The sequence below is a fragment of the Devosia sp. MDV22-iso42 genome, assembly GCF_058629155.1.
In genome coordinates, this window is sequence record NZ_JBZVWR010000007.1 from 163,019 (window position 1) to 183,771 (window position 20,753).

A 20,753-nucleotide genomic window follows, 5' to 3' on the forward strand; every position below is an offset into this window, starting at 1 on the left:
GGGCGGCCAAGGCCGATCTGATCGGCAGGGAGAGCCGGGGTTGGCGACCGCGCTCTCCAAAGGGCCGGGCCAACGTTGGGGACGCGGGGCGCGGCAGTCCGGGCCGTGTGGGGCTGGGCCGGGAACGAGGCGACCTTAGGGCGCCCGAATGACACTGGCGTGACGCCATCGTTCAGCCAGCATTCAGGCGATGATCGTCATGGTAGGGCAACACCGATCAGGGTGCAGGAGATCTATCGTGGTGGCAAACAGGCTTGGCGTCATAGCGGGCGTGATGATGGCCCTGGCACTTGGCGCCGGCGCGGCGCAGGCCTCGCCCAACGGCGTGTGGGAGCTGGATTCGCGCGATACGCGCATCGCGCTGGCGCTGTGCGGCGATGGCACGCAGCTATGCGGCACGCTGGTCTGGTTATCGGATGTCGATTACAACGAGCAGTACAAGCCGTTCCTCAATGCGCCGGTGGCCGAAGCGATCGCCCAGAGCGGCCCCAATCGCTGGAAGGGCGCCATGCGGCTGTTCGGGCACAAGATCCAGGGCACCATTACCCAGCAGAGCGAGACGCAGATGACGCTGCAGGGCTGTGCGCTGCTGGTGGTGTGCAAGACCTACCAGATGTTTCGGGTGAGCCCGTGATGTCGGTGGCCAGCATGCGCGGCGCCGGGGTGATGGCGGCCGTGGCGATTTTGACCATGGGGCCGGCGCTGGGGGCGTCGCCGGCGGGCATATGGGAAATCGAGATGAAGGATTCGCGCTATCGCGTCGAGCTGTGCGGCCCCGCGGGCACGGATCTGTGCGGCACGCTGATCTGGCTGGGCAATGGCGCCGACAGCCCGGAAAACCTGCCCTATCTCAATACGCTGCTGATCGATCATGCGCGGCCGACCGGGCCGGGGCAGTGGGAAGGCGACCTGCACATCTATGGGCAATCGGCGGCCGGGACGATCGCCCAGGTCAGCGACGACCAGATCACCCTGACCGGCTGCGCCTTCGGCATCATCTGCAAGAGCTACCAGCTTTATCGCTACACGGAATAGGCCAGCGCGTCAGTTGGTATTGCGCGGGATGTGCATGCGGCGGCGGGTCCAGAGCGGGGGCAGCGCCTCGACGGCCAGGATGGCGGCAAAGATCAGCACCGCGCCGGCATAGCCGATGGGCGGCAGGCGTTCGCCCAGGATGATGGCGCCGCCCAGGGCGGCAAACAGGCTCTCGGCGGACAGGATGATCGCGGCATTGGCGGGCGGCACATATTGCTGGCCGATGGCCTGGAAGGTGAAGGCGACGGCGGTGGAGAGAATGCCGGTATAGGCCAGTTCCATCCAGCCGGACTGGATGGCGCTGAAATCGGGCTGTTCGAAGATGAAGGCGAGGCCCACGGCCAGCGAACCGGCAATGAGGAAGCTGACGGCGGAGACGAAGATGGGCAGGCCGGTGACGCGGGCCGCCTGGCCGAGCAAGATGACATGCAGGCCCCAGAAGACGGCGCCGAAGACCATCAGCCCGTCGCCGGCATTGAAGCTGTCGAGGCCGCCGCCATTGAGGAAGTAGATGCCGATCAGCGCCAGCGGCACGCAGACATAGATGATGGGGTGCGGGCGCGTGCGGAAGATCAGGAAACCCAGCACCGGGACGAAGAAGACGTAGAGCCCGGTGAGGAAGCCGGCATTGGTGACGGTGGTGGTGATCAGGCCGAACTGCTGCAGCGCCGAGCCCGCCAGGAAAACCAGGCTGACCGCAATGATGAGCCACCAGTGCCTGGTGCTGAGCGGCGCCGGGCGCCGGCGGCGCTCCATGAGGGCCAGTGGCAGCACGGCGAGGCCGCCGATCAGGTAGCGCAGGCCGGAAAAGGTCAGCGGGCCCATCGAATCCATCGCCGATTTCTGGGCGATGAAGGCCAGGCCCCACAGCATGGTGCAGATCAGGAGCAGCAGGGCGGCGACGGGACGGGACATTTTTTGGGGTCTTTTCGTGGGGCTTGGGCACTGTGGTGCAGTCGTCTCCTTCCCCCTTGTGGGGAGGGATCAAGGGTGGGGGCGTCTCGGGCGCGGCGCCGGTCCATCCCCTACCCGACCCCTTCGGGGCCACCGCCTTTCGAGCATAGCTCTCATGGCCTTCTCGCCTAAAATCGCTCCACCGGAGCGATTTTGCCTGCGGCCGGCTCGAAGCCCACAAGGGGGAGAGAGGGTGCCGACTGCCAGACTAGGGGAGCTCTTTATCCAGCGCCGCAATCAGCTGGTCGATCTCTGCGGGCGTGGTGTAGTGGACGAAGGAGAGGCGCAGCACGCCGTGGTTGGGGTCGATGCCCATGGCCTGCAGCAGGCGATAGGCATAGAAGTGCCCGCCGCTGGCCATGATGCCGTGTCTGGCGAGGCGCGCCGCAACGGCGGCGCCGGGTTCGTCCAGCGCCAGCGCGATGGTGGGCGCGCGCAGCGCGGGATCGGCGGGGCCGATGATGCGCACGCTGTTCTTGCCGCGCAGGTAATCGAGCAGGGGGGTCGCCAGGGCCACTTCCTGGGCGCGCATGGCGGCATGGGCGCGGCGGAAGGGGTCTTCGCCCGGGGCGCCGGGACCGGCGATGTCGGCGACGGCTTCGAGATAATCGACAACGCCGGAACAGGCGGCGATCTGGGCGTGGTCGGGACCGGAAGGGGTCAGGCGGTAGCGCGGCTTGGCATCGTTGAAGAAATGGCCCTGATTGGGCAGGGCCATGGCCAGTTCGGGCCGCACGGCCATGATGCCCTGATGGGGGCCATAGACCTTGTAGGCGGAGAAGAAATAGATGTCGGCGCCGAGCGCGGCCAGGTCGGGCAGGCCATGGGGCGCATAGCTGACGCCATCGATGATGGTGAGGGCGCCAACGGCCTTGGCGCGGGCGGCGATCTCGGCAACCGGGTTGATTTCGCCCACGACATTGGAGCAGTGCGGCGCGGCGACGAAGCGGACCTTGCCGTCGAGCAGCGCATCGAGCGCGTCCAGCGAAAGGCGGCCGGTCTGGGTGTCGACGGCCCATTCGCGGACCTCAATGCCCTGCCTGGCCAGCTTGCGCCAGGCGCCGGTATTGGCCTCGTGGTCCTGATTGGTGACCACGATGGCGTCGCCGGGCTGCAGATATTCGCCAAAGGCCTTGCCAAGCACATAGGTATTGCCGGTGGAGGAGGGGCCGAAATGGATCCAGTCGCTGCTGACATTGAGCGCCTGGGCCATGCGCTCGTAGCTCAGATCCATCGCCGCGCCGGCGGCCTGGGAGGCGGGATAGACGCCATAGGGCTGCAGCTTGGTGGCGCGATAATAGTGGTCGAGCTTGTCGAGCACGGCGCTGGCGGTATAGGCGCCGCCGGCGTTCTCGAAAAAGGCCTGGCCCTGCAGGGACGGCTGGGCAAAGGCGGGAAAATGGGCGCGCAGGCGCGCCGGATCGAGCGGCAAGGTGGTCATGGGAGCTGGTCCAGTCGGTGGTTACCGAGTGGTAGAGCAGGTGGGACCAAAAGCAAACCCCGGCTGTTGAGAGCCGGGGTCTGTCCGCGGTTGGGGCGAACCGGCGGAAGTGCGATGCCGATGGGGTAGACCGGGCATCGCGGTTCGGCGCGCCGGGCGAAGCCGGGACGCGCCGAGCTGGATCAGCCGTTGTTGGGCGCGGCAGGTGCGGCGTCGTCGGCGCCGCCCATCGGGCCGGCACCGCGGCCGTCATGCTGGCCTCTGTGGTCACCGTGGCCGTGCTCGCCACGACCCCCATGCTCACCCATCCGGCCCTGCTCGCCCCGGCCGCGAGCGGGGGCCAGTTCGGCCTTCTGTGCGTCGGTGAGGCTGGCAAAGAAGGCGGTCAGGGATGGCTGCACGGCCTTGAGGGCCTCAAGCTGGGCGGTCTGGATGGCGATGCGGGTATCGAGACCGGTGGCGATATCGAAGGCCTGCGGCTGGGTGCCGTCTGCGGGGCGCAGCGCCTCGATGGCACTGGAGAAGCTGTCGGCGGCGGCCATGGCGTCGGTCTTGAGCGTATCGAACAGCGCCTGCTGCTCGGCGGTCATGTCAACGGCATGGCTGAGGCGCACCAGGGCGATCTCGACGGCTTCGGCACCACGCTCGAAGCCGATCAAGCTGCCCAGGCCGCGCGGGCCGCCCTGACGCTGACCGTCATGACGGGGACCCGCCATCGGCCCATGGCCCGGCGCGGTCGATTCTTCGGCGGCAGGCGGGGTGGGCGGGGCAGCGTCCTGAGCGTAGGACGGGACGATTGCAGACAGGCCGACGGCGGCGGTCATCAGGGCGACGATGGCGGAGGTCTTGAAGGATGTCATCTGGAGGTCTTCCTTTGCATGGGAAACGGGTCCGTTGCCCGCTGAAAGCCACCCTAGGCGCGTTCACCTGTTCGCGACCTTGCGGTGACATGAACAGTTCGACAGGTTGGTAAGGTGAGGTGCCCATGATCGAGATCAAGACAGATCCCTTTCCCGACGACGACACGCTGCGGCCCCTGTGGCGCGCGGCTTGGGGCAATGCCGGGCCGGCCTCGTTCCAGCCGCTGCTGCAGCGCAGCCTGACCCATGTCGGCGCCTATGACGGCCCGCTGCTCGTCGGCTTCGTCAATGTCGCCTGGGACGGCGGCGTGCATGCCTTCATCCTCGACACCTGCGTCGATCCGGCCTGCCGTCGCCAGGGGATCGCGCTGCGCCTGCTGGCACACGCCGCCGAGACGGCGCGGGCCCGCGGCGCGCACTGGCTGCATGTCGACTTCGAGCCCCAGCTCGAGCCGCTCTACCGCCAGGCCGGCTTCGGGCCGACCGCAGCGGGGCTGATGCGGCTGGCCTGAAGAGGCCGATCAGCGCGGGCGCCAGGCGAGGAGGCGCATGGCGTTGAGTGTCACCAGCACGGTGGCGCCGGTATCGGCGAGGATGGCCGGCCAGAGGCCGGTAATGCCCAGAATGGTGGTGACGAGGAAGACCAGTTTGAGGCCGAGCGAGACGGCAATATTCTGCCAGATATTGGCCATGGTGGCATTGGAGAGGCCGATCATGGCGGCGATGTCGGCGACCCTTCCATGTAGGATCGCGGCGTCGGCTGTCTCGAGCGCCACATCGGTGCCGCCGCCCATGGCGATGCCGATATTGGCGGCGGCCAGGGCGGGCGCGTCATTGATGCCGTCGCCGACCTTGGCGACGATTTTGCCCTCGGCCTGCAGCGCCCGGACGATGGTCTGCTTGTCCTCGGGCATGAGGCCGGCTCGCACATCGAGGCCCAGTTCGGCGCCGATGGCGCGGGCAGTGCGAGCGTTGTCGCCGGTCAGCATGATGACGTCAATGTTGATCGCCTTGAGGGCGTCAATGCCGGCTTTGGCATCGCTGCGGGGCTCGTCGCGCATGGCGATGAGGCCGGCGATCTCGCTGCCGACCAGCACGATCGATACGGATTTGCCGGCGTCGGTGAAGCCGTCGATGACGGTCTGCAGCGCCGGGGCAATGGTGGTCTGTTCGGCGGTGGCGCCGGGCGAGAAGAGCGCGACAGCTTCACCGCCGACCGTGCCGGCCAGCCCCTTGCCGGGAAGGGCGCGCGCAGCGGCAGCGGGCGGGATCGCGACCTTGTCGGCCCTGGCCCGTGCCAGAATGGCCAGAGCCAGCGGATGGCTGGAGCCGGTTTCGAGCGCGGCCGCCAGCGCCAGGACCTTGGCGACGGGGCGCCCGACAGCGTGGATATCGGTGACCAGTGGCCTTCCCTCGGTCAGTGTGCCGGTCTTGTCGAGGGCGACGGTGGTGATGGTGCGCAGATTTTCGAGCACGGCGCCGCCCTTGAGCAGCAGGCCGCGGCGGGCGCCGGCGGACAACGCGGCGGCAATGGCAGCAGGCGTCGAGATGACCAGGGCACAGGGACAGCCGATAAGCAGGATGGCGAGACCCTTGTAGATCCATTCATCCCAGGACTGGCCCAGCAGCAGCGGCGGCAATACTGCGACCAGGGCGCCGGCGACGAGCACCCCGGGCGTGTACCAGCGGGAGAACCGGTCGATGAAGCGGGCGGTAGGTGCCTTGGATTCCTGGGCCTCCTCGACCAGCTGCACGATGCGGGCAATGGTATTGTCACCGGACGTCGCCGTGACGCGTATCGTCAGCACGGCATCGGTATTGATGGTGCCGGCAAAGACGGCGTCGCCCGGGCCCTTGCCGATGGGCAGGCTTTCGCCGGTGACGGGGGCCTCGTCCACGGCGCCCTGGCCGGCGATGATCTCGCCATCGGCGGGGATGCGGTCGCCGGGGCGGACCATGATGGTAGCGTTGAGGGCTAGGCTGGCGGCGAGGACTTCGGTGGTGGTGTCGCCGGTCACCAGGAAGGCGGTCTTGGGAACGAGATCGGCGAGGGATTTGATCGAGGCGCGGGCGCGGCTGGCGGCGACGCCTTCGAGCAGTTCGCCCACCAGGAAGAGCAGCACCACCATGGCGGCTTCCTCGGTGGCGCCGATGAAGACGGCCCCGACGGCAGCGATGGTCATCAGCGTCTCGATGGAAAAGGGCGTGCCGGCCCGGGCCCCCGCCATGGCGCGGCGGCTGACCGGAATGAGGCCGACCAGCAAAGCGAGCAGGAACGCCTCATGGCCCAGGGTGGGCACGAACAGGCCGACCACAAAGGCGGCGAGCATGGCGATGCCGGCGCCCAAGGCGAGCAGGGCCTTGGGGGTGCGGTACCAGGGGCCGTCGCCGAGCGCGAAATGTTCGCTTTCGCCTCCGGCAGGTTCGTGGGCGTGGTCGTGGCCGGTGTGACCGGGGTCATCCCTGTCCGGCGCGGCGGTGGCGCCATCGCGGGCCAGGGCATAGCCGAGCGGCCTGACGGCGTTGCGGATGCTGGCGAAGGGGACATTGTCATGCAGCACGGTCAGGGTGCCGGCAGTGAAGCTGGCGCCGGCTTCGGAGACGCCGGCAATGCGGGTGACGGCGGTTTCGATCTTGCTGGCGCAAGCGGCACAATCCATGCCTGACACCCGGTATTTCGTTCGTATGGGCTCAGCCATGGCGCATCCTTTGCATTCTCATATCGGGATGCTAGTTTCTATAGTCACTAGAGGAGCAAGCGAAAAAATGCACGCAGATGCACCAAAGACAAACGCGCCGCCCGGTGGGGCAGCGCGTGTGGCAGACTATCGGATGATGGGCGGGTTACTGCGTGGCGGTGCGCAACTGGAAGCCGGTAATGCCAACGGCAATATTGATGCCGGTCTGGCCCTGGATGCTGAGCGGCTGCAGCATGAACCCGTCGCTCGAACCGCCGACCAGAGCATTGGCCCCGGCGCCCAGGCCCAGCGAGGCTTCGGCGCTGACGCCGACATATTCGCCGGCCAGCGAGCCGGGAGCATAGGCATCGGCACTGGGGGCCAGCACCAGCCACTGGATCACCGATTCCTCGGTGAAGCCGATGTCGAGGCCGACCTTGTTGACCTTGCCGTAATAGACTTCGTTCTGGGTGGTGGATTCGGAGTCGTAGAAGCTGCAGATGGCATCCTTGGACGAGCCGAGGATAAGGCCGATGCCGCCTTCGACGGTGCATTCGAGGCGACCGATCTCGATGCGTTCCTGGGCGTAGGACGCGGTCGAGAACAGGGCAGTGGCGGCGAGGGCAGTTGCAGTGAGCAGTTTCATGTAAGCACTCCTTTCCATGCTCAACCCGCCGTGAGGGTCGGCGGTTCCGCCCTGGTGGCAAAGCAGATCAATAGCGACAAATCGGCCGCACTGCTGGCTGCGAAAGGATAGAGCGACATGGCGTTTCCGATTGGCGAACTGGCGCGGCAGACCTCGGTCAAGGTGCCGACGATCCGCTATTACGAACAGATCGGCCTGCTCGACGCGCCGCCGCGCAGCCAAGGCAATCGCCGGCTCTATGGCCAGGCAGAGGTGGAGCGGCTGCGCTTCATCCGGCATGGGCGCGAACTGGGCTTCGAGATCGAGGATATCCGCGAGCTGCTGGCCATGGCCGGGCAGCCGCAATCATCCTGCCACCAGGCCGACAGCATTGCGCGCAACCACCTGCGCGAGGTGGAGCGGCGCATTGCCAGCCTGACGGCGCTCAAGGGGGAACTGAGCCGGATGATCGCCGAATGCGGGCATGGGCGGGTGTGCGACTGCCAGATCATCGAGGCGCTGGCCGATCACAGCCACTGCCTGAGCGAGCACTAGGTCTCAGGCGTAACTGACCCATCCGCGGAAGCTGAGCCCGGCATAGAAGAGCGTGACGCCGGTAAAGCCGGCTGCGGCCAGCATGGCCTCGTCGTCTTCGGGCGAGAGAATAGAGAGCCGGGTGGACATGGCCTCATGGGCGCTGGCGCTATCGGCAGCCGGGGTGCTGCCAAAGGCGAGGTGACGGGCGATCCATTGCGAGCGCTCGGGCTCGGTCTGGGCGAAGCTGATATGGGCGCAGATGAATGGGGCGCCGGGGACCAGGCGGACGCGGATGGCCTGGAGGGTGGCGAGGCGCTGATCACGGGGCACGAAATGCAGGGTGAGGAGGCAGACGGCGCCGTGGAAGGGACCTTCCGGCGCGTCCTCGATATAGCCCTCGTGCAGCGTGACTCGCGGCGCATGCGGGCCGATGATTTCGGTGGCCAAAGCCAGCATGTCGGCGGAGGGGTCGACGCCGTCAAAGGTCCAGCCGGGGTGATCGTCGGCCAGGGCCCTGAGTTCGAGGCCGCCGCCGGCGCCCAGGACCAGCATGCGACCGCTCGGCGGGACGCGCTCGGCCAGCAGCTGGGATGTCATGCGGTGCAGGCCGGCAAAGCCGGGCACCTTGCGGGGCGGGCCTTCGGCATAGGAGCGGGCATGCGCCCCGGCAAAGGGGTTGTGGTCGTGCGCGGGGGCGACGGGCTGGTCGGGTGATGTCATGTAACTTTTATGATTACATGAGGTGAGGCTGTCAAGCCGGAAGCGCCGGGCCGGCCTGTGGGCCGGCCCGATTGGGTGTGTCAGGCTGCGGCTTCGACCGGCGCGGGGGTGTGACGGGCGAGGGCGCGGATGACCTGCTTGGCGGTGATGGAGCCGATCTGGACCCCGTGCTCGTCCTTGACGCCGACCCATTCATGCTCGGCAAAGAGCGGCAGGACATCCTCGCAGCGGGCGTCGCGCGGCACCAGAATGCTGCACGGTTCGCCGGGGCCCTTGGTCATGATCGAGCGGACATGGATGGCGCGGGCCTTGTTCACCTCGCGCACGAATTCCTCGATATGCTCATTGGCCGGCCGCAGCACGATATCCTCGGGCTTGCCCTCCTGCTGCAGGGCGCCGTCCTTGAGCACGGCGATGCGGTCGCCGATCTTGAGGGCTTCGTCGAAATCGTGGGTGATGAAGAGAATGGTCTTGCCCAGCGACTTCTGCAGCTCGATGAGCTGGTCCTGCATGCCCGAGCGGATCAGCGGATCAAGCGCCGAGAAGGCCTCGTCCATCAGGATGATGTCGGTATCCATGGCCAAAGCCCGGGCGAGGCCGACGCGCTGCTGCTGGCCGCCGGACAACTGGCGCGGCTGGCTCTGCTCGTAGCCGGAGAGGCCGACGATCTCGATCCACTTGGCGGCGGTGGCGAGGCGTTCATCCCTGCCGACGCCGCGGACCTCGAGGCCATAGGCGACATTGTCGATTACCGAGCGGTGCGGCAGCAGGCCGAACTTCTGGAACACCATGGCGATCTGGGTGCGCCGATAGGTGCGCAACTCGTCCGTGCTCATCTGGATCACGTCGGTGCCGTTGACGATGATCTCGCCGGCGGTCGGCTCGATCAGCCGGTTGACGTGGCGGATCAGGGTGGACTTGCCTGAACCCGACAGGCCCATCACGACGAAGATCTGGCCCTTGGCGATGTCGAGCGAGACATTGTCCAGACCGACGACATGGTTGGTCTCGGCCTGCACTTCGGCCTTGGATTTGCCCGAGCGCAGCAGCGCCAGGGCGGTCTGCGGATCGTCGCCAAAGATCTTGGTGACGCCGCGCATGGCGATGGCGAGTTCCGGATTGGTTGTGGTGTCAGACATTAGCGCGCCTCCGCCAGGCCGATACGAGCCTGCAATTGTTTGCCGAAAGCCTGGGTGACCCGGTCAAAGATGATGGCAAGGGCGACAATGCCCAGGCCGGCAAAGAGGCCGCGGCTGACTTCAAGCCGGCCAATGCCCTGCAGCACCTGGTAGCCCAGGCCACCGGCACCGATCATGGAAGCGATCACCACCATGGAGAGCGCCATCATGGTGGTCTGGTTGACGCCGGCCAGGATGGTGGGCAGCGCGAGCGGGATCTGCACGCCGAGCAGGCGCTGGCGCGGATTGGTGCCAAAGGCGCGGCTGGCTTCCATGACGGCCGGATCGACCGAGCGCAAGCCCAGATCGGTCAGCCGCACCAGAGGGGGCGAGGCATAGACGATGGTGGCGATCAAAGCGGGGATCTTGCCAGGCCCGAAGATCATCACGGTGGGGATGAGATAGACGAAGCTGGGCAGGGTCTGCATCAGGTCGAGCAGCGGGGTGATGGATTTGCGCACATTGAGCGAGCGGCTCATCCAGACGCCGACGGGGATGGCGATGACGATGGCGGTCAGTGTCGCGGCGATCATCAGGGCCATGGTGGTCATGGCATCTTGCCACAGATCCATGACGCCGAGGAAGAGCAGGGCGCCGAGGACAACGGCGGGCAGCTTCCAGTTGCGGGTGGAAAGCCAGGCAACGCCCACCAGGATGGCGATGATCAGCCACCAGGGGGTGGCGATGAGCAGGTTTTCGATGCCCTTGAGCAGCATCAGCAGGGGATGGGCGGCGGCCTCGAAACCACCACCCCATTCGCGCACCACCCAGTTGAGGGCGTTATCAACGGCGCGGCGCAGCGGGCGGGTATCGATCAATTCAGGAAACACGGTTTCTCTCTCTCGTGTGGAGGGCGGGCGCGCGAGGCCGGAAGGCGCGGTGAACGCGTTCGGGCATCACGCGGAAAACGGCCGGGCGTGAACCCGGCCGTATCGGCTTTAGTGGTCGATAGTGGCGCCTAGCTCAGGCTGGCGCGGACCTTGTCGGCCACTTCGGGCGATACCCAACCGGTCCAGACATCTTCCTTGGTCTTGAGGAAGTTGACGGCGGTGGCTTCGGCGTCAGCCTGGTTTTCGTCACCATAGACCAGCAGTTCGCTGATTTCGGCATTGGTCAGGCCAACCTTGGAGAAGTACTCGGCAACGGCCGGTGCTTCTTCCTGCAGCCAGGCCGCAGCCCCGACGATGGCAGGCGAGGACGGATAGGCGGTTATGCCGGCCGGCTCGGCGCAATCGGGATTGGTGTTGCAGGCATAGACGTCAGGCTTGATTTCACCCATGTCCAGCGCCACGGCGTCGAACTTGCCGAGGATGGCGGTGGGGCCCCAATAGTAGAACAGGATGGGCTCTTCGCGGGTGAAGGCGCGGGCAATGGAGGCATCGAGCGCACCGCCCGAACCGGGGGAGAACAGGTTCCAGGTATCGCCCATATCATAGGCTTCAAACAGGGCGCCGGTGGCCAGTTCGCAACCCCAGCCGGGTGGGCAGGTATAGAGGCGGCCCTTGCTGGAATCCTCGGGATCGGGGAAGACCTGCGGATTGGCCAGGGCGGTTTCCGCCGAGGTGATCTCGGGATTGGCTTCCTGGGTGTAGCGCGGAATGAACCAGCCTTCCACGGTGCCATCGCTGATGGCGTCGCCCAGAGCGACGGTGCTGCCGTCGGTGACGGCGGCGTCCCACTGTTCCTGCACGGTGCTGGTCCAGAGTTCAGGCGCGACAGCGGGCGAACCGCGCGTCACCATGGAACTGGTGGTGGGGACGGTGTCGCCGGTGACGATCTCGACATTGCAGTCGAAGCCGGCGTCGAGCACCTTGGCGTGGATATGGGCCAGGACGGCCGCAGAGGGCCAGGTGAATTCGGCAATGTCGATGGTGCGGTCGGTACCGCAGGCGGCGGTCGTATCCTGCGCAAAGGCAGGTGAGGCGGCCGCAGCCATCATAGCAACAGCAATCGCGGCGGCAGCGCCACCGGTTTTCAGCATCATGAGGGATAGTCTCCGTATTATTTATGTGGCCTTACGATAGGGAGGCAGTCTAGCCCTGTCAAATCTGCAGTTACATGGAAAGTTCAGGTAATAATGGGAAAAATGACTTCCGCGGAATTTGCACGATGATAGACGATTTGTTCAAATAAATGGTAGCAAGTGTTGTTTGAGGTGCCGGAAGCCTGTCTTTTGGACTGATCGAAGTAGAAAATTAATTTGGCACTCGTCTTGGGGTCGCAAAAGCGCCGGATTCCCGCCCGATTGCGGCCGTGAACAGCCTGGCGCTGGTGCGGGCGGCTAGACTTGCGGCGCCAAGAGAGTGAAAAAAGCTGTCCAGCGATCCGGGAAGGGCGGTCCGGCTGTGGCGCCCCCGACCGCGGCAGACTTGCATCGCTGCGCGGGAGCGTGCAAAAGACGCGCAGTCAACTTGGACCCGGTGCAAATCCGGGTGGCTCTTCCGGCCGCCAATCCGCCGGACACTCCAGTCAAAACGCTCCCATCGCCGCTGGCCCCAAGGGCTGCCGCATCGAGACGTCTGGACCTTCTCAACATGACCTTTATCGAAACCTTCCGCCGCGACTGGCTCGCCAATATCCGTGGCGACGTGCTGGCCGGCATTGTGGTGGCGCTGGCGCTGATCCCCGAAGCTATCGGCTTTTCCATCATTGCCGGGGTTGATCCCAAGGTGGGGCTCTATGCCTCGGTGGTGATCGCCATCGTGATTTCCTTTGCCGGCGGGCGCCCCGCCATGATCTCGGCGGCCACGGCGGCGACGGCGGTGCTGTTCGGCACGCTGGTGCGCGAACACGGCCTGCAATATCTGCTGGCTGCCTCCATCCTGGCCGGCGTGCTGCAGATCGCGGCGGGCTGGCTGCGGGTGGGCGGCATCATGCGCTTTGTCTCGCGCTCGGTGATGACCGGCTTCGTCAATGCCCTGGCTATCCTGATCTTCATGGCGCAGCTGCCCGAACTGCTCGGCGTTACCTGGGAAACCTATGCCATGATCGCGGCCGGGCTGGCGGTGATCTATCTCTTCCCTCGCCTGACACGGGCGATCCCCTCGCCGCTGGTCTGCATCGTGGTGCTAACCGCTGTCGGACTGTGGCTGGGCGTGGACACGCGCAGCGTGGCCGATCTGGGCGACCTGCCCAATGCGCTGCCCACGCTGCTGCTGCCGCAGATCCCGCTCAACCTCGAAACGCTGTGGATCATCCTGCCGACGTCGATCGCCGTGGCGGCGGTGGGGCTGCTCGAAAGCCTGCTGACCGCCTCGATCGTCGACCAGATGACCGATACCAAGAGCGACAAGAACCGCGAGAGCGTGGGCCAGGGCATTGCCAATATTGCCAGCGGCCTGTTCGGCGGCATGGCGGGCTGCGCCATGATCGGCCAGTCGGTGATCAATGTGAAATCGGGCGGGCGGGGGCGGCTGTCGACCTTTACCGCCGGTGCCTTCCTGCTGTTCCTGCTGCTGGTGCTGGGCGACATTGTCGGGCTGATCCCGATGCCGGCGCTGGTGGCAATCATGATCATGGTGTCGATCGGCACCTTCAGCTGGAGCTCGCTGGCCGATCTGCGCAAGCATCCGCGCCGCTCGAGCCTGGTCATGCTGGCCACGGTGATCACCGTGGTGGGCACGCATAACCTGGCGCTGGGCGTTGGCGTGGGCGTGCTGCTGTCGGGCATCTTCTTTGCCTGGAAAGTGTCGCAGATCTTCCGCGTCAGCTCGGTGCTGAGCGCGGACGGCCGCGAGCGCGACTATGTGATCGAAGGGCAGCTGTTCTTCGCCTCGGCGGAGAATTTCCTCGATGCGATGGACTTCAGGGAACCGCTCGATCGGGTGCGGATCGATGTCAGCAAGGCCCATATCTGGGACCTGACCGGCGTCAACGCAGTTGACATGGCGGTGCTGAAATTCCGGCGCGAAGGGGTCGAGGTCGAGCTGGTGGGGATGAACGATGCCAGCGCCACCATCATGGACGAGCTGGCGGTGCATGACCAACCCGGCGCCATGGCCAAGGTGCTGGGGCACTAGACAGACACATCGGAACCATCGTCACGGGCTCCGCTGCGGCGGAGCCCGTTGTCGTTCGGACCTCAGCTGGCGATGTAGTCGCGCAGTTCGGCGGCCTCGCGCTCGGCCTGCTCGATCTTGAGCTTGACCACGTCGCCGATGGAAATGATGCCGAGCAGCGTGCCACCCTCGGCCACGGGCATGTGGCGGATGCGGTGGCGCGTCATGCGCTCCATCACCTCGGCAATCGGGGTGGTGCGAGTGCAGGTGACGACGCCGCGCGTCATGCAGTCGGCGATGGGCAAAGCCAGCGCCTGGGCCGGATCGCTGCCGAGGCGGCGGACAATGTCGCGCTCGGACAAAATGCCGGCAATGGCATTGCCGGGGCCGGTGACGACGACGGCGCCGATATTGTGGGCGTTGAGCAGCGCCACGGCGTCGGCCAGGGTGCCAGCCTGGTCCAGGGTATGCACCTGGGCGCCCTTGGATTGCAGGATCGTGTCGACAAACATGGGATGGTCCTCCTCACGCTGACACTGGACCTGTCGACGGGTCGGGGCAATAGGCGCTTGGTCGAAGGACAGCGGCACAAAAAACGGGCCAGCGCGAGGCTGGCCCATAAGGTGGTCAGGAGGAGTGGTCAACGCTGGAAGGCCGTCAGCCCTCGTTGTGGCCGGGAGACCAGTAGCGGCGGATCGGCCGCTTGGGCTTGACCTCGGTGGGCAGGGCGACATTGCGCAGGGCAAAGCGCGCCACTTCAAACAGCATGACGAGCACCAGAATGGTCAGCGGGACCATGAACACCATCACCTGGGCTTCCGGATTGGTGGCCAGGGAGGCGGCGCTGGCCGGGGCGACACCCGCCAGGATGGCGACGATGACGCCAACGGCGAGCAGGGCTGCCGAGACGAGGGCGTAAAGGCTGAAACTTCTGCGCTTGGGCGACGTAACTTCTTGCATGGGATCAACGCCTTTCCTTGAGATCGCAGTGCCGGCAATTAGCCATGCGAATGCGGTTCGAGTTTGTAGCGATTGGGGTGGCGGGCGTACCATTTCGCGGCAAAACTGTGGCAACGGGCCCGCAGGGCCGCGCCAAGGAGGCTGACATGCGCATCTTTCTGGCCTTGATAATGATGGTGGGACTGCTGCTGCCGAGCGCCGCGCAGGACGAGGCAGCGCCCTGGCAGGCGACGGTGACGGGGCAGATAGAAGCGTTCCGCGCCGTGGATGGCGCGGCGGCGCTGGCGCTGGCGGGGAGCCGGGTTCCGCGCCCAGTTCGAGGGGCAGCCGGATGAGTTCTACGTGGCCATCCTGGCGAGCGGCTATGCGCCAGTGGCGCAATCGCGGTCGCACAGCTTTGGCGCCTTCACCCGGCTCAGCGACAGTGCGGTGGTGCAGGTGGTGCTGCTGGTGGGGCCCGATCAGGGCCTTTACGAGGCGGTGTATCGGCTGGAGGACGAGGCCGGTGCAGGGTGGCGGGTGGTGGGCGTGGTGCTGCGCAAGCAGGACGGCATCGGAATCTAGCGCATCGTCTTGCCTGGGCCGACGGCAGCCACTATCACTGCGTCCGGGTTTTCCGGGGAGTTGATGATGGGGTTCTTGTCCGAGGCACTGGCGCGGGTGGCGCCGTCGGCGACGGTGGCGATCAGCCAGAAGGCGCGCCTGCTGGCGCAGCAGGGGCGCGATATCATCGCGCTCTCGGCCGGGGAGCCGGACTTCGACACGCCGCTGCATGTGCGCGACGCGGCCAAGCTGGCCATGGACCAGGGCAAGACGCGCTATACCAATGTCGATGGCATTGCCGAGCTCAAGGAAGCGGTGGCGGCCAAGTTCCGTCGCGACAACGGGCTCGACGTCACCGCAGCCGACTGTTTCGTCAGCTCGGGCGGCAAGCAGATCATCTTCAACGCGCTGCTGGCCACGCTCAATCCGGGCGACGAGGTGGTGGTGCCGGTGCCCTATTGGGTGAGCTATCCGGAAATCGTGCGGCTGTGCGGCGCCACGCCGGTATTCGCCGTGGCCGATGCCTCGACCGGCTTCAAGCTGTCGCCGGCGGCGCTGGAGGCGGCGATATCACCCCAGACTAAGTGGCTGATCCTGGGCAGCCCGTCCAACCCGACCGGCGCGGCCTATTCGGCGACCGAACTGCGGGCTCTGGCCGATGTGCTGCTGGCCCATCCGCAGGTGCATATCCTCACCGACGATATCTATGAAGTTCTGGTCTATGACGGGGGCAGCTTTGCCACCATTGCCCAGGTGGAGCCGAAACTGCAGGCGCGGACGCTGACCATGAACGGCGTCTCCAAATCGCATGCCATGACCGGCTGGCGCATCGGCTATTGCACCGGGCCGCGGCCCTTGCTGGCGGCGATGACCAAGCTGCAGGGACAATCGACCAGCTGCCCGAGCTCGATCTCGCAATGGGCGGCCGTGGCGGCGCTGAACGGGCCACAGGATTTCCTGGCCGAGTGGCGACAGGTGTTCCAGGCGCGTCGCGACCTGGTGGTGGCCGGGCTCAATGCCAATACCGGGCTCGACTGCCTGACGCCGGAAGGGGCATTCTACGTGTTCCCCTCGTGCCAGCGCCTGCTGGGCAAGACCAGCGCCGGCGGCACGAAGCTGAACACGGACGAGGACTTCGTGCTGGCCCTGCTGGACGAGACCGGCGTGGCGCTGGTGCATGGCACCGCCTTTGGCCTGCCGGGGCATTTTCGCCTGAGCTACGCCGCCAGCAATGCGGAGCTGGAAGAGGCGATCCGGCGGATCCAGGGGTTCTGCGCGGGGATTGCCTGAGGGCGTTTACTAAGCGCGATCGTCACCCTCGGGCCTGACGCAAGGGGACTGTCCTTATCTGCGCGTGGCAAGTGCAGAGCCCTCGGGTCAAGCCCGAGGGTGACGCGCGGCGGCGCGCTGCCTGACCCTTACTTGCCCATCCAGCTCATAAACCCGGTCGAGTCCCCGCCCGCTTCGGCGAACATCTGGGTGAGCTTGCTGGTGCTCTCATAGCTCTGCACCGCGGCCTGGTAGAACTGGTCGCTCCAGCCGGCGGCCTGGCGTTCCTCGGCGCTCATCGAGGAAAAGATCGAGATGATGTTCTGGGAAAAGGCGGTGGGGTCGCTGGATTTGGCGGCGTTCTGGAAGCCGGCCAGCAGAGCGGCGCCGGACTTGGTGCGCAGGGCAGCCGTGGCCTCATCCACTTCGGCCGTGCTGAACTGGTCGCCGGTATTGAGGGCGATGGCCGAGAGGGTGCGGCTGGGCAGGCCCGACAGGTCGATATAGGTGCCGGCAATGGTGTTCTTGTTGAAGGTGGGCGCCTTGCCAGCCTTGATGGCGTCGGCATAGAGCGTATCGAGCGACTTGCGTGCCCCGGCAGCAATGTCGGCAATGTCCTGCTGCTGGGCGCCGCCGGCATTGACCAGCGCCAGATAGAGCTGGACGGGATCCTCGTCGCTGGTATCGGGCATGGTCTTGGGATTGGTGGCCAGTTGCTTGAGGCCTTCGGTGATGGCGGCGCGGCCGGCGATCCAGTCGGCGCCGGCCTTTTCCTCGGGGCCAAGGCTATCGAGATAGGTGGCGGCGGCCTTGTAGAGGGCGGTGAAATTGCCGGTGACCTGGGCGACCCCGGCCGGGCCGGCCATGGCGGCCTCGAAGCGGTGCTGCATTTCAAGTCCCGCAGCAGTCTGCTCGTCGGCACTGAAACTGGGGTCGCTGGCCATAGCGAAGAGCTCGCGCTGGTCGAGGCCGGACAAGTCGGCGGCCAGCTTGCCATCCTTGAGCGGCGACGCGAGGCCGGCCTCCTTCATCAACGCGGCCAGCTTGGCCTTGGCTTCAGCCAGCACAGTGGCAAAATCCTTGACCGCCAGGGCGGCCTGGGCGGCGCTGGACAGGGTCACTGAGGTGGCGGCGCTGTCGGCCGTGCTGGCAGATGTGGTGGCGCTGGCGCTGCTGGTCGTGGTGGTGGCCGAACTCGTGGTCTGCCCATAGGTCGTGTAGGCGGTGGTGGGGTAAGCGGCGCCGATGGCTACCATGCTGGCCTCCTGCAATCGATCTGGCTAACCCCATGCAAGCGCTATGCCGAAGAAAAGGCAGCAGATTCAATGGGCCGCCTGAGCCAGGAGGTGCCGCAGGCGGCAGGATTTGCCGGGTGTCGTGCAGAAATGGCACAAATGAAAAGGCCCCGCCCGAGGGGAGGGCAGGGCCAAGGGGTCATCCGCCGAAGCGTCTGACCTTGCAGGAGCGGCCGGATGGGCGCCGCGGAACTGATGGCGCGATTATCGGTCAGCGTGCGCAATGGTACAAACGCGCAATGGGAAAAGCTGCCATGCAGATTTGCCGGCGTGGCCGAGCGTGGCTTTGATACAGGCAAAAAAAGAGGCTCCAACCGAAGTTGGAGCCCAATGATAGGGCCGAAGCCAAATCGTAAGTAGGGCCCGGCGCAAGGGAGGAGGATATGCGCCTGACCGGTGACCCCGAGCCGCGGGAGGAGGATGCAGCTCAAGATCGTGTCGCAAGAAGCGGGTCCGAGGGAGGAGGATACGGAGCGGCTTCACCAGCGACAGGTACACATATAGATTTTGACCGAATGGTCAGCAATAGATGGGTCAACATATCTGCCATGCATTTGACACAGCGACAAGTTGTCAAGCCGCTGCGGCAGGGCGGCGTGGCCCGATGGGAGGGATCGGGTCCACGCCATGCCCGCCGGCAGCGGCCAGGGGCTAGAATACGGCGAGATAGCGCAGCAGCGCGATGATGCCGATGACAATCACCACGATCTGGATGATCTGGCGCAGGCCGCCCTCGATGGGCAGGCGCTGGACGAGCCAGAGAATGAGAACGACCACCAGGAAGGTGATGAGAATGCTGATTAGAACGGATGTGCCCACGTAACTCTCCAAAGACGCGTTTGCCGCGCCAAGAGGTAACGCAGTCGTGAGCCGTAGGTTGCGTTGCGTTGGTTCGCGCCATTCGACCACAGGTCTCATGGCCTGCCTCGCTCACATCGCTCCGCCGGCGCGATCGGACCCTTCGGCTCGCTCAGAAGGGCAAAAAAAAAGCCCTGTCCGGAGACAGGGCTGTTGATAGGGCCGAAGCCAAATCGAAAGTATGACAGGGGGCAAGGGAGGAGGATATGCGCCCTATCGGTGAACCTGGATCGAGGGAGGAGGATACGATCCCGGTTCGGTGTCGCGATACTTGTTCCGAGGGAGGAGGATACGGAACGCGCCTCAGCGACACGCCCCTTATGAACTCTACCGGGATGGTCGGCAATGGGAGGTGTAACATGTCAGCCATGCAGCGGATGCAGGCCGCACAAACAAAATGTGGCCCCGCTCGAGGGGAGAGCGGAGCCACAAGGATGTGGGAACAAGTCCCCACAAGGAGGGAACGCAGGAGGCGCAAGGGAGGGAGGAGAAGCGCCTGCTGTGCTAGAGGGGATATAGGAGGATGGGTCGTGCCTAACAATCGTGCAATGCGTATAATAGCTATGCACTGACCGCATGGTGTTTGGAATAATCCTGTCATATCAATGACAAGTGGAGCGAACCAGTCGGCCTGCAGGGGCCTGAATATCAGGCGGCGCGGCGCTTTTTCAGGCTCTCGCCCCGCCCGCTCAAAGTGAAACAGCCAGTCTCGTTCAGTCCGTTTCGCGCTTCATCCGTCTTGTCCGGCGCGCGGTCCCCGCGCCTCCGCCCCAGTTGGGCGCGCCAGGGGCGGCCGGCTGCAGGCTCTCAGGGGCGGGGGGCTTCGTGGACATCCTCACGACCCTCCCCTCAACGGGGTAGGCGCGAGGGCCCTGCGTCAGCAGTGTGAACGGTCTAGAAGCTCCACTCGCGCGCCTTGGCGACGAGGAAGTCGCGGAACACGCCGACGCGCTTGGAGTTCTTGAGCGCCGGGGGATAGACGAAGAAGGCCTCATAGGCCGGCAGTTCGGTCTCGGGCATGAGCTGGACCAGGCTGTCGTCTTCTTCAACCACGTAGTCAGGCAGCATGGCGATGCCGACGCCGGCGCGGCAGGCCTGCATCATGCCATAGATGGCATTGACCTTGAGCGAGGCGCGACGCGGGCTGGAATCGCTGCGGCCCATATGTTCGAGAAAGTTGATGTCGCCGAGATAGGACGGCACCGGCTCGCCGAAGCTGACGATGCGGTGCTCGTCGAGCTGCTCGGCGCTGGTGGGCGTGCCGAACTCCTCGAGATAGCCCTTGGAGGCGTAGAAGTGGTTGTGCACGGTGAACAGCTTGCGCTGGATCATCTCGGACTGGTTGGGGCGGTGCAGGCGGATGGCCACGTCGGCCTCGCGCATGGCCAGGTCGAGTTCGGCATCGTTGAGGCGGATCTCGAGCTGGATCAGCGGATAGAGCTTGAGGAATTCGTTGAGGCGCGAGCTGAGCCAGGCCGAGCCGATGCCGACCGTGGTGGTGACGATCAGGGGCCCTGTGGGCGTGTCCTGGCTCTCGGACATCTGGGTTTCCACCTGCTGGAGTTCCCAGTGCATGCGGTGGGCGGTGCGGAACAGCTGCTCACCCACTTCGGTGAGCACCAGGCCACGGGCATGGCGGATGAACAGCTTGAGGCCCAGATCGTCCTCGAGGGCCGAAATCTGCCGGCTGACGGCCGACTGGCTCATGCCGAGCTTTTCAGCGGCATGGGTGAAACTGCCCGACTCGGCGGCGGTGTGGAAGATGCGCAGTTTGTCCCAGTCGAGCATGTCTTTTGACGCTT

General features: G+C 65.6%; 22 protein-coding genes and 1 other annotated feature. Of the genes, 8 read left to right on the forward strand and 14 right to left on the reverse strand.

Annotated elements, in window-relative coordinates:
- Nucleotides 1–241 precede the first annotated feature (241 nt).
- Nucleotides 242–634 (forward strand): DUF2147 domain-containing protein, encoded by a 393-nt coding sequence (locus tag AC4NN3_RS08280; RefSeq protein ID WP_491926626.1) that lies wholly within the window; start codon nucleotides 242–244, stop codon nucleotides 632–634.
- Nucleotides 634–1,035, forward strand: coding sequence for a DUF2147 domain-containing protein (locus tag AC4NN3_RS08285; protein WP_491926627.1), 402 nt, complete (start codon nucleotides 634–636; stop codon nucleotides 1,033–1,035). The genes AC4NN3_RS08280 and AC4NN3_RS08285 overlap by 1 nt, the downstream gene beginning before the upstream one ends.
- A gap of 9 nt (nucleotides 1,036–1,044) precedes the next feature.
- Here the strand turns inward: AC4NN3_RS08285 and AC4NN3_RS08290 are convergent, their stop codons facing one another.
- The 3 genes from AC4NN3_RS08290 to AC4NN3_RS08300 all read right to left on the reverse strand — a co-directional run bounded on the left by AC4NN3_RS08290 (nucleotide 1,045) and on the right by AC4NN3_RS08300 (nucleotide 4,290).
- Nucleotides 1,045–1,950, reverse strand: coding sequence for a DMT family transporter (locus AC4NN3_RS08290; RefSeq protein ID WP_491926628.1), 906 nt, complete (start codon nucleotides 1,948–1,950; stop codon nucleotides 1,045–1,047).
- Nucleotides 1,951–2,197: 247 nt separating this feature from the next.
- Nucleotides 2,198–3,430, reverse strand: coding sequence for an aminotransferase class V-fold PLP-dependent enzyme (locus AC4NN3_RS08295; protein ID WP_491926629.1), 1,233 nt, complete (start codon nucleotides 3,428–3,430; stop codon nucleotides 2,198–2,200).
- 182 nt (nucleotides 3,431–3,612) lie between these two features.
- Complete coding sequence (locus tag AC4NN3_RS08300) at nucleotides 3,613–4,290, reverse strand: Spy/CpxP family protein refolding chaperone (protein ID WP_491926630.1); 678 nt, start codon at nucleotides 4,288–4,290, stop codon at nucleotides 3,613–3,615.
- Nucleotides 4,291–4,415: 125 nt separating this feature from the next.
- On the opposite strand from AC4NN3_RS08300, the gene AC4NN3_RS08305 reads away from it, so the two are divergent.
- Complete coding sequence (locus AC4NN3_RS08305) at nucleotides 4,416–4,802, forward strand: GNAT family N-acetyltransferase (protein WP_491926631.1); 387 nt, start codon at nucleotides 4,416–4,418, stop codon at nucleotides 4,800–4,802.
- A gap of 9 nt (nucleotides 4,803–4,811) precedes the next feature.
- Here AC4NN3_RS08305 and AC4NN3_RS08310 read toward each other — a convergent pair whose 3' ends face one another.
- On the reverse strand, nucleotides 4,812–6,989 hold the full coding sequence (locus AC4NN3_RS08310) for a heavy metal translocating P-type ATPase (protein WP_491926632.1): 2,178 nt from the start codon (nucleotides 6,987–6,989) through the stop codon (nucleotides 4,812–4,814).
- Nucleotides 6,990–7,134: 145 nt separating this feature from the next.
- A complete protein-coding gene (locus tag AC4NN3_RS08315; protein WP_491926633.1) occupies nucleotides 7,135–7,614 on the reverse strand; it encodes a DUF992 domain-containing protein in 480 nt (159 codons plus the stop codon).
- A gap of 117 nt (nucleotides 7,615–7,731) precedes the next feature.
- Here AC4NN3_RS08315 and AC4NN3_RS08320 point away from each other — a divergent pair, with 117 nt between their 5' ends.
- Nucleotides 7,732–8,148, forward strand: coding sequence for a MerR family transcriptional regulator (locus tag AC4NN3_RS08320; protein ID WP_491926634.1), 417 nt, complete (start codon nucleotides 7,732–7,734; stop codon nucleotides 8,146–8,148).
- Between the two features lie 3 nt (nucleotides 8,149–8,151).
- On the opposite strand, the gene AC4NN3_RS08325 is transcribed toward AC4NN3_RS08320, so the two are convergent.
- From AC4NN3_RS08325 to AC4NN3_RS08340, 4 genes are all read right to left on the reverse strand, one after another.
- Complete coding sequence (locus tag AC4NN3_RS08325; protein WP_491926635.1) at nucleotides 8,152–8,850, reverse strand: class I SAM-dependent methyltransferase; 699 nt, start codon at nucleotides 8,848–8,850, stop codon at nucleotides 8,152–8,154.
- Nucleotides 8,851–8,930: 80 nt separating this feature from the next.
- Nucleotides 8,931–9,989: a quaternary amine ABC transporter ATP-binding protein gene (locus tag AC4NN3_RS08330; RefSeq protein ID WP_491926636.1), complete on the reverse strand. Its 1,059-nt coding sequence runs from the start codon at nucleotides 9,987–9,989 to the stop codon at nucleotides 8,931–8,933.
- Complete coding sequence (locus AC4NN3_RS08335) at nucleotides 9,989–10,858, reverse strand: ABC transporter permease (protein WP_491926637.1); 870 nt, start codon at nucleotides 10,856–10,858, stop codon at nucleotides 9,989–9,991. The genes AC4NN3_RS08330 and AC4NN3_RS08335 overlap by 1 nt, the downstream gene beginning before the upstream one ends.
- A gap of 128 nt (nucleotides 10,859–10,986) precedes the next feature.
- On the reverse strand, nucleotides 10,987–12,012 hold the full coding sequence (locus AC4NN3_RS08340) for a glycine betaine ABC transporter substrate-binding protein (RefSeq protein WP_491926638.1): 1,026 nt from the start codon (nucleotides 12,010–12,012) through the stop codon (nucleotides 10,987–10,989).
- A gap of 426 nt (nucleotides 12,013–12,438) precedes the next feature.
- Nucleotides 12,439–12,494, forward strand: a sequence feature (sul1 is cis-regulatory element that is thought to sense ions involved in sulfur or methionine metabolism; They are found in Alphaproteobacteria).
- Between the two features lie 68 nt (nucleotides 12,495–12,562).
- On the opposite strand from AC4NN3_RS08340, the gene AC4NN3_RS08345 reads away from it, so the two are divergent.
- On the forward strand, nucleotides 12,563–14,047 hold the full coding sequence (locus AC4NN3_RS08345; RefSeq protein ID WP_491926639.1) for a SulP family inorganic anion transporter: 1,485 nt from the start codon (nucleotides 12,563–12,565) through the stop codon (nucleotides 14,045–14,047).
- A gap of 62 nt (nucleotides 14,048–14,109) precedes the next feature.
- Here the strand turns inward: AC4NN3_RS08345 and AC4NN3_RS08350 are convergent, their stop codons facing one another.
- Nucleotides 14,110–14,538, reverse strand: coding sequence for a CBS domain-containing protein (locus tag AC4NN3_RS08350; RefSeq protein ID WP_491926640.1), 429 nt, complete (start codon nucleotides 14,536–14,538; stop codon nucleotides 14,110–14,112).
- Nucleotides 14,539–14,683: 145 nt separating this feature from the next.
- Entirely contained in the window at nucleotides 14,684–14,986 is a 303-nt protein-coding gene (locus tag AC4NN3_RS08355) for a hypothetical protein (protein WP_491926641.1), read from the reverse strand.
- Nucleotides 14,987–15,132: 146 nt separating this feature from the next.
- Here AC4NN3_RS08355 and AC4NN3_RS08360 point away from each other — a divergent pair, with 146 nt between their 5' ends.
- The 3 genes from AC4NN3_RS08360 to AC4NN3_RS08370 all read left to right on the forward strand — a co-directional run bounded on the left by AC4NN3_RS08360 (nucleotide 15,133) and on the right by AC4NN3_RS08370 (nucleotide 16,819).
- Nucleotides 15,133–15,321 (forward strand): hypothetical protein, encoded by a 189-nt coding sequence (locus AC4NN3_RS08360; RefSeq protein WP_491926642.1) that lies wholly within the window; start codon nucleotides 15,133–15,135, stop codon nucleotides 15,319–15,321.
- A gap of 7 nt (nucleotides 15,322–15,328) precedes the next feature.
- Nucleotides 15,329–15,550, forward strand: a complete 222-nt coding sequence (locus AC4NN3_RS08365) for a DUF4864 domain-containing protein (protein WP_491926643.1) — start codon at nucleotides 15,329–15,331, stop codon at nucleotides 15,548–15,550.
- A 66-nt stretch (nucleotides 15,551–15,616) separates the two neighbouring features.
- Nucleotides 15,617–16,819, forward strand: a complete 1,203-nt coding sequence (locus AC4NN3_RS08370) for a pyridoxal phosphate-dependent aminotransferase (protein ID WP_491926644.1) — start codon at nucleotides 15,617–15,619, stop codon at nucleotides 16,817–16,819.
- Between the two features lie 128 nt (nucleotides 16,820–16,947).
- On the opposite strand, the gene AC4NN3_RS08375 is transcribed toward AC4NN3_RS08370, so the two are convergent.
- From AC4NN3_RS08375 to AC4NN3_RS08385, 3 genes are all read right to left on the reverse strand, one after another.
- Nucleotides 16,948–18,054: a hypothetical protein gene (locus tag AC4NN3_RS08375; RefSeq protein ID WP_491926645.1), complete on the reverse strand. Its 1,107-nt coding sequence runs from the start codon at nucleotides 18,052–18,054 to the stop codon at nucleotides 16,948–16,950.
- 690 nt (nucleotides 18,055–18,744) lie between these two features.
- The gene (locus AC4NN3_RS08380; protein WP_491926646.1) at nucleotides 18,745–18,912 is read right to left on the reverse strand and encodes a Thivi_2564 family membrane protein; all 168 of its coding nucleotides are present in this window, start codon (nucleotides 18,910–18,912) and stop codon (nucleotides 18,745–18,747) included.
- 933 nt (nucleotides 18,913–19,845) lie between these two features.
- Complete coding sequence (locus AC4NN3_RS08385) at nucleotides 19,846–20,739, reverse strand: LysR family transcriptional regulator (protein WP_491926647.1); 894 nt, start codon at nucleotides 20,737–20,739, stop codon at nucleotides 19,846–19,848.
- Nucleotides 20,740–20,753 lie beyond the last annotated feature (14 nt).